The organism is Collinsella aerofaciens, from assembly GCF_039752775.1.
Lineage (GTDB): Bacteria > Actinomycetota > Coriobacteriia > Coriobacteriales > Coriobacteriaceae > Collinsella > Collinsella aerofaciens_R.
This window is the reverse complement of the sequence record NZ_JBDMGT010000005.1, coordinates 44,476-59,208: the sequence shown is the minus strand read 5'-3', so window position 1 is coordinate 59,208 and position 14,733 is coordinate 44,476. Positions and strand designations below refer to the sequence as shown.

At 60.4% G+C, this 14,733-nt stretch carries 11 protein-coding genes; 9 read left to right on the top strand and 2 right to left on the bottom strand.

Features of this window, described 5'->3' with window-relative positions; all coding sequences use genetic code 11:
* The first annotated feature begins 116 nt into the window (after positions 1-116).
* The 9 genes from ABHR63_RS02490 to ABHR63_RS02450 all read left to right on the top strand — a co-directional run bounded on the left by ABHR63_RS02490 (position 117) and on the right by ABHR63_RS02450 (position 10,933).
* The gene (locus ABHR63_RS02490) at positions 117-3,125 is read left to right on the top strand and encodes a glycoside hydrolase family 2 TIM barrel-domain containing protein (RefSeq protein WP_346964882.1); all 3,009 of its coding nucleotides are present in this window, start codon (positions 117-119) and stop codon (positions 3,123-3,125) included.
* Between the two features lie 3 nt (positions 3,126-3,128).
* Positions 3,129-3,584: a NanQ anomerase/TabA/YiaL family protein gene (locus tag ABHR63_RS02485; protein ID WP_346964881.1), complete on the top strand. Its 456-nt coding sequence runs from the start codon at positions 3,129-3,131 to the stop codon at positions 3,582-3,584.
* A 153-nt stretch (positions 3,585-3,737) separates the two neighbouring features.
* Positions 3,738-5,201, top strand: coding sequence for an amino acid permease (locus tag ABHR63_RS02480; RefSeq protein WP_346964880.1), 1,464 nt, complete (start codon positions 3,738-3,740; stop codon positions 5,199-5,201).
* A 351-nt stretch (positions 5,202-5,552) separates the two neighbouring features.
* Positions 5,553-6,872, top strand: coding sequence for an IS256 family transposase (locus ABHR63_RS02475; protein ID WP_346965865.1), 1,320 nt, complete (start codon positions 5,553-5,555; stop codon positions 6,870-6,872).
* Between the two features lie 264 nt (positions 6,873-7,136).
* On the top strand, positions 7,137-7,385 hold the full coding sequence (locus tag ABHR63_RS02470; RefSeq protein WP_195362300.1) for an HPr family phosphocarrier protein: 249 nt from the start codon (positions 7,137-7,139) through the stop codon (positions 7,383-7,385).
* 188 nt (positions 7,386-7,573) lie between these two features.
* Positions 7,574-7,816 carry a FeoA family protein gene (locus ABHR63_RS02465; protein ID WP_022094360.1) on the top strand — a complete coding sequence of 81 codons (243 nt, stop codon included), beginning with the start codon at positions 7,574-7,576 and terminating at the stop codon, positions 7,814-7,816.
* Positions 7,817-7,855: 39 nt separating this feature from the next.
* Positions 7,856-8,077 (top strand): FeoA family protein, encoded by a 222-nt coding sequence (locus ABHR63_RS02460; protein WP_006234774.1) that lies wholly within the window; start codon positions 7,856-7,858, stop codon positions 8,075-8,077.
* Between the two features lie 122 nt (positions 8,078-8,199).
* A complete protein-coding gene (feoB, locus tag ABHR63_RS02455; RefSeq protein WP_346964878.1) occupies positions 8,200-10,527 on the top strand; it encodes a ferrous iron transporter B in 2,328 nt (775 codons plus the stop codon).
* Positions 10,528-10,732: 205 nt separating this feature from the next.
* On the top strand, positions 10,733-10,933 hold the full coding sequence (locus ABHR63_RS02450) for a hypothetical protein (RefSeq protein ID WP_035136858.1): 201 nt from the start codon (positions 10,733-10,735) through the stop codon (positions 10,931-10,933).
* 186 nt (positions 10,934-11,119) lie between these two features.
* Here the strand turns inward: ABHR63_RS02450 and ABHR63_RS02445 are convergent, their stop codons facing one another.
* Positions 11,120-11,824, bottom strand: a complete 705-nt coding sequence (locus ABHR63_RS02445; RefSeq protein ID WP_161145096.1) for a response regulator — start codon at positions 11,822-11,824, stop codon at positions 11,120-11,122.
* Positions 11,817-14,552 (bottom strand): sensor histidine kinase, encoded by a 2,736-nt coding sequence (locus ABHR63_RS02440; protein ID WP_161145095.1) that lies wholly within the window; start codon positions 14,550-14,552, stop codon positions 11,817-11,819. Before ABHR63_RS02440 ends, ABHR63_RS02445 begins: the two co-directional genes overlap by 8 nt.
* Positions 14,553-14,733 lie beyond the last annotated feature (181 nt).

The window sequence follows — 14,733 nt, the reverse complement described above, 5'->3', positions numbered from 1 at the left end:
TAACCCGGTCAAATCGACCGTTCAGCGGACAACCGGTTGCACAGCTTTTTGCATCGCCCGTAAGATAAGGACAACCGGTTGCACAAGAATCACTACGATGACGAAGGAGCATCACCATGGACGCCATTAACGATTGGGAAAACCAAGCGCTCACCCACAGGAACCGCCTGGCACCCCATGCGTACTTTATGGGCTACGAGACCGCCGATCTCGCTGCAACGTACAGCCGTGAGCTGTCGCGCGGGTTTGTCCAGCTGTCCGGCTCGTGGCAGTTCCGCCTCTTTGAGGGCCCCGCTGCCGTCTCCAACGAGGAACTCTCCACGTACAAGCCCGAGTGGGATCACGTGGAGGTTCCGCACCTGTGGCAGGTGGACGGCTATGGCAACCTTGCCTACACCGACGAGGGTTTCCCGTTCCCGGTGGACCAGCCGTTCGTTCCCTCCGACGACCCCACGGGCGTCTACCAGCGCATCGTCAACCTTCCCGCCGTTCCTGCCGGCGCTCGCGAGATCATTCGCTTTGACGGCATCGAGAGCTATGGCGAGCTGTACGTCAACGGCCAGTTTATCGGCATGACCAAGGGCTCGCGCCTGTCCGCCGAGTTCGACGTGACCGACGCGCTCGTCGAGGGTGACAACCTGTTTGCGGTCAAGGTTCTGCAGTACAGCGATGGTAGCTACATCGAGGACCAGGATATGTGGTGGGCCTCGGGCATCTTCCGCGACGTGTACCTTATGCAGCGTCCCGCCGCGCATCTGGTAGACTTTAGGTTCCGCACGCACCGCGAGGGCGATACCGCTCTGATCACGCTCGATACGGTGGCCGAGGGCGCTTCCCGCATCGTGTTTACGCTCAGCGATGGCGAGAACGTGGTGGCTACGGGTGAGTGCGTCGACGGCCATGCCGAATGCAACGTGACCGATGCCCACTTCTGGAACCCCGAGGACCCCTTCCTCTATGACCTTACGTTTGAGGTCTACGACGGCGACGAGGTCAGCGAGTACGTTCCGCATCGCCAGGGTCTTGCCGAGGTGACGGTCGAGGGCAATCATATCTACCTCAACGGCACTTACTTTAAGATGCATGGCGTCAACCGCCACGATCACGACGATCACAAGGGCCGCGCCGTGGGCCTCGATCGCATGCGCCGCGACCTGGAGCTCATGAAGCAGCACAACATCAACGCGGTGCGCACGTCCCACTACGCCAACGACCCGCGCTTCTACGAGCTGTGCGATGAGTATGGCATCATGCTGGTCGCCGAGACCGATATGGAGAGCCACGGCTTCGAGAATATCGGCAATATCGCCCTGGTCACCGACGACCCGGCATGGGAGCCGGCCTACGTCGACCGTATTGAGCGCCTGGTGATGCAGGAGCGCAACCACGCCTGCATCATTATGTGGTCGATGGGCAACGAGAGCGGCTATGGCTGCAACATCCGTGCAATGTATGCCAAGGCTCACGAGCTCGATGGTCGTCCGGTCCATTACGAGGAGGACCGCAACGCCGATACCGTTGATGTCATTTCCACGATGTACTCCCGTGTTTCGCAGATGAACGACTTTGGCGAGCATCCGTTCCCCAAGCCGCGCATCAACTGCGAGTACGGTCACTCCATGGGCAACGGTCCCGGGGGCCTGTCCGAGTACCAGGAGGTCTTCGATCGCTGGGATTGCATCCAGGGCCAGTTTATTTGGGAATGGTGCGACCACGGTCTGGCTGCTGTGACCGAGGACGGCGTTGCCTACGATATGTATGGTGGCGACAACGGCGATTACCCCAACAACAGCAACTTCTGCATCGATGGCATGGTGTTCCCTTGGCAGCAGCCGAGCCCGGGCCTCACTGAGTATGGCCAGGTCATCTGCCCGGTTCGCATGGCCTACGATGCCGAGGCAGGCGAGCTGACCGTCACCAACAAGCGTTGGTTCACCACCCTCGAGGATGTCTGCCTGTCGGCGGAGACCCTGGTGGACGGCGATGTAGTGTGCCGCAAGACGCTCGTGCCCGGTGCGGTTGCCCCCGGTGAGTCCGTCCAGCTTCCGCTGGTGATTCACGAGGCCGCGGTAGGCGAGACCCTGCTGACCGTGCACGCCTACACCATGGCGGCTCACGCCTGGTGCGAGCCGATGTTCCAGCTGGGCGCAAGCCAGTTTTCCATCGCAAACCATCCGGCGCCGGCCATCGCGCCCCCCACTCGTCCTGAGCTTACGGTCGAGGAGACCGAGCAGGAGATTCGCATTCACTCCCTCAACGGCGAGCTGACCTTCAGCAAGGTAAGCGGCACCGTGAGCGAGTGGAAGGCATCCGGCCGCGACGTCATGGCCTCCGGTCCCCAGGTTGGTTTTTGGCATCCGCTCGTCGACAACCACGCCCAGGAGTACGACTCCCTGTGGAAGGACAACTTCATCGATGTAATGCAGACGTCCACCCGCAAGGTTTCTTGGAAGCAGGACGGCAATGCGGTCGTCGTTACCGTGAGCCAGCGCATTGCTCCTCCCGTCCGTGCGTTCGGCATGCGCGTCGAGCTTGTCTACACCGTGCTTCCGAGCGGTCGCGTCGACCTCAAGGTTTCCGGCGAGCCTTACGGCGACTATTCGGACATTATCCCGCGCATCGGCATCTCCTTCGAGGTCCCCGGTTGCGATCGTGCCGTCGAGTGGTATGGCCACGGCCCGGGCGAGAACTATCCGGACTCGCTGCGCGCCAACCCGGTCGGCCATTACCGCACTACGGTCGACGACATGTTCACGCCGTATGTCATGCCCCAGGATTGCGCTAACCGCGAGGGCACCCGTTGGGTCGCCCTGCGCTCCAGCCACGGTGACGGCGTGTTGGTGACTCGTCCGACCGACGCCGCTTCCAACCCGTTCTCGTTCTCGGCATGGCCCTATAGCTGCGAGGCCATCGATAACGCCAAGCATGTCTACGATCTCGTCCCAGGCGACACGGTTACGGTCAACATCAACGACCAGCTGCTCGGCCTTGGCTCGAACTCTTGGGGTTCCGAGGTGCTCGATTCCTATCGCACCCGTTTTGAGAGCTTCAGCTTTGAGGTGTCCCTGCGACCGCTGACGTCTGCCGATCTGGCTCAGGCGCTGGCACCCATTAAGGAGGCATAAGCCATGCATGTCTTTAACTCGCGCGCCGATTTCGACGCTCAGATGAAGTCCGTCAAGAAGTGGATGCGCACCGGCCAGGCGCTCGATGGTGTTGCCGACCTGCAGCACGATGTGGCGTACTCTATCGGCGACTCGCTGGTGTATTGGTGGGTGAACGCCCACGAGGCGGCTACTGCCGATTTGGTCGGTCACCGTCGCTACCATGCCGTGCTCGCCCCGCTCGATGGCGATCTGACCGTCGAGGTGGCTTCCAAGGCCGATCTTACCTGCACGCGCGCCTACAGCGATATCGACGATCGCGAACGCTTTGAGGGCACGGGGGAGACCGTGACGATTCCCGCCGGCGGCGTTGCCGTCATCGAAATTGACGAGGCTTACCGTGTTATCGCCGAGGCTTCGGATCCCCGCGTCGTGGTGCTGCACGTGACGGTTGAAGGATATTCCTTCCCCAACAAGTAGTATTCGTCCGCCTGGACGTTTGCTTCGCGCCGTTAAGGGGGATGGCTTTGTTGACTCCCTTTTCCCCATTCCCCTTAGCAGGTGCACCGTCCGTGTTTGCACTTGCAGCTCGGACGGGTTTAGATGACATTTAATAGATGATTGGGAGGGCTTATGAGCTCTGAAAAACGAGGAACGATTGGTTCGTTCGCTCTGCTGGGCATGACGGTCGCCGCCGTGTTCGGTATCAAGAACATCATCAACAACAACGCGGCTATCGGCTTGGCAGCCGCGCCGTCGTTCTTCTTCGCCACGCTTTTGTACTTTGTCCCCTATACCCTGGTTACCGCCGAGTTCGTCGGCCTCAACAAGGACTCCGAGTCTGGCGTGTACGCATGGGTTAAGACCTCGATGGGTGGTCGCTGGGCGTTCCTGACGGCATTTAGCTACTGGTTCGTTAACCTGTTCTTCTTTGCGTCCGTCCTGCCCAATGTCATCATCTACGCGAGCTACGTGTTCTTTGGTGCCAATGCCGAGCTTTCGCAGCTGTGGATCACCATTATCGAGATCGTCGTCTTTGCTATCGCCACGTGGGTTTCGACCAAGGGCGCTAAGTGGATCGGCTCCATTTCCTCCTTCGGTTCGACCGCGGCTCTCGGCCTGACCGCCGTGTTCATCCTGCTGTCTCTGGCTGCTGCTTTTGGCGGCGTCGAGTTCGCTACGGCTCCCACGCCCGCTAACATGGCTCCCGACACGAGCAACTTCGCAACTACGTGGGGCTTCTTCGGTACGCTTGCCTGGATCATCCAGGGCGTTGGTGGCGCTGAGTCCGTCGGCGTGTTCCTCAACGACCTCAAGGGCGGCGTCAGGGCCTTCGTGCGCACTGTCGTTATCGCCGGCCTGACCATCGGCCTTCTGTATGCAGGCGCTTCGCTGCTGGTTAACCTGTTCATTCCCGAGGGCAGCGTTGCCATCTCCACCGGCATCTTCGACGTATTCGGCGCTGTCTTTGCCCACTTTGGCATTCCCATGGAAGTGTCCACGCGCGTCATCGGCCTGATCCTTCTTGCCGCAACGCTGGGCTCCCTCATGATGTGGACCTCGGCTCCCATCAAGGTTTTCTTCACCGAGATCCCCAAGGGCGTCTTTGGTAGCAAGATCGTCGAGCTCAACGAGCACGGCATTCCTGCCCGCGCTGCCTGGCTGCAGTTCGCCATCGTCGTCCCCATCCTGATCATCCCGGCCCTGGGCTCCGGCAACCTCGACGACCTGCTCATGATCGTCACCAACATGACGGCTGCCACCGCTCTGCTCCCGCCGCTGCTGATCCTGCTTGCCTACTTTATGCTGCGCAAGAACTTCGACGCTGCTCCCCGTGACTTCCGCATGGGATCGCGCAGCTTTGGCCTGGTCGTTGCCGCATTCCTGCTTGTGGTCTTCTGCTTCGTGCTTATCTGCGGCACCATTCCGCTCGATCAGCCGCTGTGGCTGACGCTGGTCTACAACGTTGGCGGTGTGGTTGTCTTCCTGGGCCTTGCCGTGATGTGGTACAACCGCTATATCAACCGTCTGCGCGAGACCGATCCCGAGGCTGCCGAGAGCGAGCTGCGTCCCTCCGTCCTCGACATGATGGAGTAGCGGCTAGGATTAATCTACGGCTGTGGAATAAATCGATTCCCTTTCCTAAGGAGGGGCCTTACGAGGCCCCTCCTTTTGTGTTTTGGAGCATGGATTTTGGGCCCTGTGGACAAAAATGCCAAATATGAGTACTGTTGCAAAATAAGTGCCATATCTATCGGCCGGTTTTGAGCAAAAATGGACTCAAAATCAATTTATCTAACCCCCTTTAAAGGGCGTTTGACGGGTAGCGCACAGAGATGTGGTGTAAGAGGCGGGGCATGCCCCGCCTCCGCCCTTTCTTGAAAGGGAGGGGACACCGCCTAGAATTCGTCGTTGGAGTAGTGAAGGTGACGAATGGAAGGAAAGGCGATGCCCCAAGAAGAGAGTGTACTGCGCCTCGGCCGCGACGAGGCCCTCGAGGCGGCGAGGCTTTGGCAGGAGTGCGGCGACGCGCGCGAGTTCGCGTGCAGGGTGCTGGGCGGCGTGATGAACGCGCTGATGGACTCCGAGGCCCAGCAGATGTGCGGTGCGGGCCGCAACGAGCGCGGCGGCGGCAGGGAGAACAGCCGCAACGGCTACCGCCCCAGGTCGCTCAGGACCGCCGTGGGCGACGTGGAGCTCGAGATACCCAAGCTCAGGCACGGCACCTACTACCCCGAGGGCATGCTCGCGCGATGGTCGCGCGTCGACACCTCGGTGGCCGCCATCGTGCAGGAGATGTACGTGTGCGGCGTGTCCACCCGCAAGGTCGAGCGCGTGGCGTCCAGGCTGGGCATATCCTCGCTGTCGAGCTCGGAGGTCTCGAGCCTCTGCTCCGGCCTCGACGCCGAGGTGGCGGAGTTCCGCCGCCGCGACCTTTCGGCCACGCCGTGCTGCTACCTGTGGCTCGACGCCACCTACATGAGCTGCAGGGTCGGCTCGTCGGTCGTCTCGCAGGGCGTCGTGACCGCGATCGGGCTGGGCGCCGACGGGCGCAAGCACTTCCTGGGCTGCGACGTGGTCGACACCGAGAGCGAGGACTCCTGGGCGGCGTTCCTCGGCGGGCTGCGCGAGCGCGGGCTGGCCGGAGTTCGCCTCGTGGTCTCCGACAGCCACGCCGGGCTCGCGGCCGCCGTCTCGCGCCTGTTCCAGGGCTGCGCCTGGCAGCGCTGCGTGACGCACCTGCAGCGCAACCTCCAGAGCGCCTGCTCGGGCAGGCCCGAGGACTCCAAGGCGGCCGTCAGGGACCTCGTGCACGCCGCGGTCTACCAGGACGACCCCGACCTCGCGCGCTGCGTGTGGGCCGAGGCGGCGCCCTGGGTGGCGTCGGTGTCCGCCAGGGCCGGCGAGGTCTTCGAGCGGGCCGAGGACTCCGCGCTGGCGTTCACGGCCTTCCCCAGGGCGCACTGGCCCAAGCTCCGCACCAACAACGTCCAGGAGCGCGCCAACCGCGAGATCAAGCGCCGCTACAGGGTCGTGCGGTCCTTCCCCTCGAGGGAGTCGATGCTGCGCCTGACGTGCGCGAGCCTCATGGAGACCGAGGGGCAGTGGTCCCAGCAGCGCGTGTTCTCCGAGGCCTCGGCCGCCGAGGGATTCGCCGAGCCCGCGGACAGGCCGGCCCCGACAGAGGGGAGGCGCCGCGCGCTCGGGCGGCGCGCCAGGGAGATAGTGGACGAGATAGTCGAGAGGCGCGGCCTCAAGAAGGAGTAACATCGGGACTTGCAGCGACGGACCTCAGGACGCTCTTACACCACGTCTGCGCGCGCCACCGTTTGACGGCTTTCAACCTCTTCGAATCGCTCAAAGTAGGCAATTTGCTCTCGATTTTGCTGCTACTAAATTGGTGACAGTACTCATATTTGCCACTTTTTGACCACGGGGTATCCAGAGGGGCTCTCGACAAGCATCTAACGCTACAATAACTACCACGTGGCTGGGTTTGCCGGCCGAATGTGCGATGCCGCGGGAGGGGACATGGTCGAGTTTACAAAGACGATTAAAGATCCGTTGGGATTACATGCCCGCCCGGTTGCGCTGCTCTATGACATCATTGCCAAGCACCGTAGTGACGTGTCAGTCAGTATCGGCGACCGCCACACGGATGGCCGCGATGTCATGGGGCTCATGGCCCTCTATGGTGAGTGCGGCGAAAACGTCGTCTTTCGTGTTTCGGGCGTGGATGAGGCCTCCTGCGTCACATCGATCAGAAATCTCTCGCTCTAGGCATGATAGGGCGTGGTAAAGGATGGTCCTTTGCCGCGCCCTTTTGTTTCGTATAGGAAACTTTTTCGAAAAACTGAACAGGACCCTTTCCAAAAAGTTAACCACGTGCTAGTTTACTATAGCGAACATAGACGTGGCTAACTTTTAACGCGTCGATGTTGAGGACGAACTGACGTTAGGAGCCACTCATGTCTTGCGGACCGCAGATGCCGGCCATGCCGCTTTCGATGGTAAAAGCGGGCGAAACCGTGCGCGTGTCGCGTGTAAAGGGCAATGAGGACATGAAACACCACCTCAAAGACCTCGGCTTTGTCGAGGGCAACGAAATCCACGTGGTGAGCTCGAGTGGCGCCAATATCATCGTCACGGTGCTGGGCGCACGCTTTGGCATCGATTCCAAGGTTGCCATGCACATCATGACCGTTGGTTAGTCCGCAGCATTTCATAAAAACCGAAAGGGGGACAAGAGGATGAAGACGTTGGGTGACGTTAAGGTGGGCGAGAGCTCTACCATCGTCAAGCTTCACGGTGAGGGTGCGCTTCGCCGCCACCTTATGGACCTGGGGCTCATCAAGGGCACTTCGTTCAAGGTCGTGAAGGTTGCACCGCTCGGTGATCCGGTCGAGATCAACGTGCGCGGCTACGAGCTTTCCATCCGCAAGGAGGAGGCGGCTGTCGTCGAGGTCCAGTAAGGGCTCGCGGCGTATATTTCTGCAGATAAAGTTAGGTTTTTCTAACTTAATGCAGCACTTTGAAGCACATTATCCAGCCCGTGCGGAGAAAGCAGCGCGGGCACATAAGGAAGAAGGATTGAATGGCGGATTCTCAGATCCATGTCGCACTGGCGGGTAACCCCAACTGCGGCAAGACCACGCTTTTCAACCTGATCACCGGCGCCAACGGCTACGTTGGCAACTGGCCCGGCGTCACGGTTGAGAAAAAGGAGGCCAAGCTCCTAAGCGACAAGAACGTTACCATCACGGACCTCCCTGGTATCTACTCGCTTTCCCCCTACAGCCCCGAGGAGCAATGCTCGCGCGATTATCTCATGAGCGGCGAGCCCGATGTGGTCGTCCAGGTTGTCGATGCCACCAACCTCGAGCGCAACCTGTACCTGGCGCTTCAGGTTATCGAGACCGGCCTGCCCGTAGTCGTTGCCCTCAACATGGCCGACTTGGTCGAGAAGAACGGCGACAAGATCGACACGGACAAGCTCTCCAAGAAGCTCGGTTGCCCGGTCATGATGATCTCGGCCCTTAAGAACAAGGGTATCAAGGAGCTTTTCGAGCAGGTTAAGAAGTCCGCTGCTTCCAAGGGCCAGGTGCCGGAGCACAAGTTCGATTCCTCCATCGAGGACGTTCTAACGCACATCGAGAATAACCTTCCGGCGAGCGTTCCCGCTAACAAGCGTCGCTATTACGCCGTCAAGCTGTTCGAGCGTGATGCAGACGCCTGCAAGCTCATCAACCTCACCAAGGAGAAGGCCGCTCGCGTGGAGGAGCTGGTCGCCCAGTGCGAGCAGGACTGCGACGACGATGCCGAGTCCATCATCACCGGTGAGCGCTATGGCGTCATCGCGCACATCATCGATGAGTGCCTCACCAAGGCCCCGGCCAAGATGAGCACCTCCGAGAAGATCGACCGTGTGGTTACCAACCGTATCCTGGGCCTGCCGATCTTTGTGGTCATCATGTTCTGCGTGTACTACATCGCCGTTTCCACCCTGGGCGGAACGGTGACCGACTTCACCAACGATCAGCTCTTTGGCACCGACGGTTGGTATGTGCTCGGTCAGGGCCGCGATGCTTACGATGAGGCTGTCGAGGCCGCGGGTGACGACGCCGACTCGGTCGACCCGGCACAGTACGGCCCCTATGTCCCGGGTATCACCACCATGGTGCACGACGCCCTCGTGGCGGGTGGCACCGAGGACGGTGGCCTGGTCGATTCGCTGGTCTGCGACGGTATCGTTGGCGGCCTGGGCGCCATCTTCGGCTTTGTGCCGCAGATGTTCCTGCTGTTCGTGATGCTGTCCTTCCTGGAGGACTGCGGCTACATGGCCCGCGTCGCCTTTATCATGGACCGCGTGTTCCGCCGCTTTGGCCTGTCCGGTAAGTCGTTCATCCCCATGCTCGTGTCCTCAGGCTGCGGCGTCCCCGGCGTCATGGCCACCAAGACCATCGAGAACGAGAAGGACCGCCGCATGACGGTCATGACCACCACGTTCATCCCCTGCGGCGCCAAGCTGCCGATCATCGCCCTGCTCATGGGCTCCATCATTGGCGATTCTTCCACCACGGCCGCATGGATCAGCCCGCTTTTCTACTTCCTGGGCGTCTTTGCCGTCATCGCCTCGGGCCTCATGCTCAAGAAGACCAAGCTCTTCGCCGGCCGTCCGACCCCGTTTGTCATGGAGCTTCCTGCCTACCACTTCCCGGCGATCCGTTCCTGGGCGCTGCACGTGTGGGAGCGCTGCTGGGCCTTTATCAAGAAGGCCGGCACGGTCATCTTTGCGTCCACCGTCGTCGTTTGGTTCCTCTCCAACTTTGGTAGCTATAACGGTTCCTTTGGCTTCCTGCCTGCGATGGACGGCATCCCCGAGGAGTTTATGGACTACTCCGTGCTTGCCATGCTGGGCAACCTGGTCGCTTGGATCTTCGCCCCGCTCGGCTTTAGCACCTGGCAGGCCACCGCGCTGACTGTCTCTGGCCTCGTCGCCAAGGAGAACGTCGTCGCCACCGCCGGCTCGCTGCTGTCCGTCGCCGACGCGGGCGAGACCGACCCGAGCCTGTGGACCGCGTTTGCCGGCATGTTCCCCACCATGGGCGCTTGCGTTGCCTTCGGCGCCTTCAACCTGCTGTGCGCTCCGTGCTTTGCCGCCATTGGCACCATCCGCAACCAGATGGATTCCGGCAAGTGGACTGCGATCGCCATCGGTTACGAGTGCGCCTTCGCTTGGGTGATCGGCCTGTTCATCAACCAGTTCTACAACCTGCTTGTTCTGGGCCAGTTTGGCTTCTGGACGGTTGTGGCTATCGTGCTGCTGGTTGCGATGCTCTTCCAGATCTTCCGTCCCATGCCCAAGCATGCATGGACCGACGAGGACGAGACCAACGCTGCTTCCGCCGCAGTTTCCGCTTAAGTCCGAATAAGGATTAGCCCCTTTCCATGAGCCCGGGTGTCCCAGCGACACTCGGGCTTTTTGGTGCAATGGGGTCAGGTTTGCTTGCACCAATCTTAGGAGATGTGGCGTTTCCGCAGATAAAACCGACCAAAATAAACCTGTCCCTATTTGGTAGGTGGAGAATGGGGTAAAGTAAGTGATGGTTAACTAGAGGAGGCTTGCTATGGCACCTATCGATATTGTTGTACTGGCTGTTATCGGTATTGCGTTTGTCGCCGTGTGCGTGCGCATCTACCGCAAGGGCACCTGCGCCGACTGCGCTCAGGGTGGCGTTTGCACGGGGCATTGCTCCAACAAAAAGACGTGCGCCGCACTTAAGGGCGTGGACAAAATCGCCGAAGACTTGGGCCGCGGAATCAAGTAAGGCCCAGACATCTAAGCGCCTCGCGAGCATCCGTTCGCGGGGCGCTTTGTGCATTTGAGGGAGAGCACGGCGAGTCGAAGAGTATTTTTGGGGTATCGTTAAATCAGTTGCGGTGAAATACGGACTGTTTTGGCTGTCAAAGGCCTTATCTACTCCGTATTCCACCGCAACTTTTTGTGGAGTGGGCTAGAGACGCTGCATGCGGTACCCGACACCCATGTGCGTCTGAATCATCTTGGGGTGAGAGGGGTCTGCCTCGATCTTCTTGCGCAGGGTGCGCATGAACACGCGCAGGCTCGCCAGATCGCTGTCCCAGCTCGTGCCCCATATCTCGTGGGTGATGAAGGTGTGGGTGAGCACCTTGTCGACGTTTTTCGCCAGAAGGACGAGCAATTTGTACTCGGTTGGGGTGAGCGAGAGCTCGCGTCCGTCTTTCGTCGCGTATCCCGCGGCGTAGTCGATATGCAGCGGACCGTTGTCAAACGTGCTCGCTTCTGTCGACTCGCTCGACGCCATCGAGGAGCGCCTCAAATTCGCACGGACGCGCGCGAGCAACTCATCCACAGAAAAGGGCTTGGTGAGGTAGTCGTCTGCCCCTGCGTCAAGTGCTGCAATCTTGTCGGAATCTTCGGTGCGCGCTGAAATGACGATAATGGGGACTGCCGACCAGCTTCGGATCTTCGTGATGACCTCGATACCGTCAATGTCGGGAAGGCCGAGGTCGAGCATGATGAGGCTGGGGCCGTGCGACACCGCATCCATGATGGCGGCCTGGCCGTTGCAAACCTTGCTCACGACATAGCCGTGGAGGTCAAGCGCGGTCGAAACGAGGTTTTGAACGGTCAGGTCATCTTCGACCAGGAGGATGCGTGGCTTAGCGGCATTATTCATGAATCTCGATCTCCTCAGCGGGCAGGGTAAAACGGAAGACGGCCCCATGGGGGTGGTTGTCGCGAACTTCGATGACGCCGCCATGCGCCTCCACGATGGAGCGGCAGAGCGACAGCCCAAGGCCGATGCTTCGACGCGAATCCACGGGCCGCGTATTGCCTGAGGTAAAGAAGCGCTCAAAGATATGAGGCTTGTCGCAGTCTGCCACACCCGGCCCATCGTCTGCGACGTCCACCACGACGAACGCGCCCTCGCGACGTGCGCTGACGGTGACAGTCGAGTCCTCGGGCGTGTATTTGAAGGCGTTCATGATGAGATTCGTAAGCACCTGCATGATGAGATGGACGTCGACGCGTACCAGCAGGATGTCGTCAGTGTGCTCGATGGTGACGGCATGTCCATGCGATGCTTGGGCGACATGGCTGAGGGCGGCCTCGATGACCTCGTCGATGAGCTCGGATGTGAGGTTGAGGCGAATGGTGCCGTCCTCGACGCGTGTGATGGCGAGGAGGTTCTCCACGGTATCGATAAGCCAGAGGGAGTCATCGTAGATGGCATCGGCAAGATCGCAGCGTTGTTCGAGGCTGAGCCTCTCGTCGCTCTTCCGAAGGATTGCCGCAGATCCGGATATAGCCGTGAGGGGTGTTCTCAAATCGTGGCCGATGGAGCGCAAAAGGTTGGCGCGCAGCTGCTCGTTTTTCGCCAAGACCGCAGCCTCTTCGCGCTCTTGCGCCGCTCGGTCGCTTTCGAGCGCCAAGGCGCATTCACCTACGATAGATAGGACGATCGAATGCTCGAAGGCTTCGATCTCGCGCCCCTCCAGGGCGATACCGATGACACCGAATACCTTGTCGCCGGTGCGAACCGCGAGGTAGAGACAGCGCGCCTCAGGCAGGGTCCGCGTGCTTGCGCCCGCGCGCTTGTTGTTGGTGTAGGTCCAGGTTGCAACGGCGCGCTCGTAGTCGGTGAGCAGCGACGCGGATCGGTTTTCGGTGCCAGCGGACTCATAGAGCGCCTTGTCGAGCGTGCCGTGTTCGGCGGGGTAGAAGACCACGTCGAGTTTTAGCAGTTTGACGAGTTGGTTCATGGCGACGCGGGCGCACTCCTCCGCGCTATGGGCTTGCTGCAAGAGCTGGTTCGTTTCGAGGAGTACGCGCGTTTTGAATGCGTTCTCGGCGGATGTACGGGCGTTGTCGGCGATGCGCGCAGTTAACTCGCCGGCGACCATAGCGGTAGCGAACATGATGCCGAACGTGACCAGATAGCTTCGGTCGTAGCTGGCGAGCGAAAACAGAGGCGTGACGAAGCAGAAGTTGTAAAGCACTACAGAGAGCACGCTCGATACGATTGTGCAGATACGTCCCGTCGTGGTGACGGCGGTCAGCAGGGCCGTGAGGATATAGAGGGATATGATGCTGGAATCGGCAAATCCCAGATGGCGGAAAGCCGTGCCGATCGCCGTGGCGGCAAGAGAGAGGGCCAGCGTGCGAAGCACGTTTCGGCTGCTGGGCGGCTGCAGGGCGAGCGCATGGCGGCGTCCTTTGGGTCGGGAGGGCGGAGTCGACTGGTCTGGAATGATGTAAATGTCGAGATTCGGGGCGAATGTTATGAGCTGTTCTACGAGAGATTTGCGGCCGAAGAGGGCCTGACGGACGCTGCTGTGCTCGCCCGTGCGCCCCATGACGATCTTCGAAATACCCGACAGGCGCGCGAACTCGGAGATCTGAAACGCGACGTCGTCGCCATAGACGGTTTCCATATGTGCTCCGAGCTGCTCGGCTAGGGCGATATTGGCTGCAAGCTTGGCGCGCTCATCATCGCTCATGGCTTGCGTGCGCGGGCTCTCTACGAACAGGGCGACGAGCTCGCTGCGAAACGCTTTCGCCATGCGTGCGGCGGCACGGACGATGCGGGGATTGGTCGGCGCCGGGGAGACACAGACTAAGATACGCTCCCTGGTGTAGTAGTCACGGTTTCCCAGCACGCGTGCGGCGTCTGTGAGGTGACCGGTGCGATCGGCGCAGCGGCGCAGCGCGATTTCTCGGAGTGCGGTGAGGTTCTCGACGGTAAAAAAATGCTGTTGCGCTCGGTCGGCTTGTGCGGGACGGTAGACGAGGCCGGCGCGAAGGCGCTCAAGTAGGTCTTCGGGCTCTATGTCGACGAGCTCGACCTGGTCGGCATCATCGAAGATACGGTCGGGGATTCGTTCGCTCACGACAACGCCGGTGATGGATGCAACCATGTCGTTTAGGCTCTCGATATGCTGAACGTTCACGGTCGTATAGACGTCGATGCCCGCATGTAGAAGTTCCTCGACGTCTTGATAGCGTTTGTCGTGGCGAGACCCCGGCGCATTCGTATGGGCGAGCTCGTCGACAAGGATGAGCTGAGGGGCGCGCTCGATAGCCGCATCTAGATCGAACTCGCTGAGCGCAATGCCGTTGTGCTCGATGAGTTTACAGGGCACGTTCTCAAGCCCTTGTGCAAGATGGGCAGTTGCCGGACGTTCGTGCGGCTCGATGTATCCCGCGACGACGTCGACACCTCGCCGCTTGGCGGCGTGGGCGGCTTGAAGCATCGCATAGGTTTTGCCTGTGCCAGCAGCGTAGCCAAAGAAAATCTTGAGGTGTCCCCGGCTGGTTCGAGTGTCATCGGCGACCTCGTCTTTCTCAATTGCCTTGAGGATGAGGTCTGGATTGACGCGAGTGTCCGATGCGTCGCGCTGCATAGCGTAGCCTTTCTGAAGCGTTGTCCATGCGTGCATACGCGGTGAAGACACCACTGTATGCTCGCGAGGTCGAGTATAGGCGCACTGCAGCTGCAATAGTGCTTTCTACCTGCATCTTTACGGCATCTTAAGGACGTGAGCCCCGGCCCTCACGCCTCTTTAATCCCTAGAAGCGTTTACT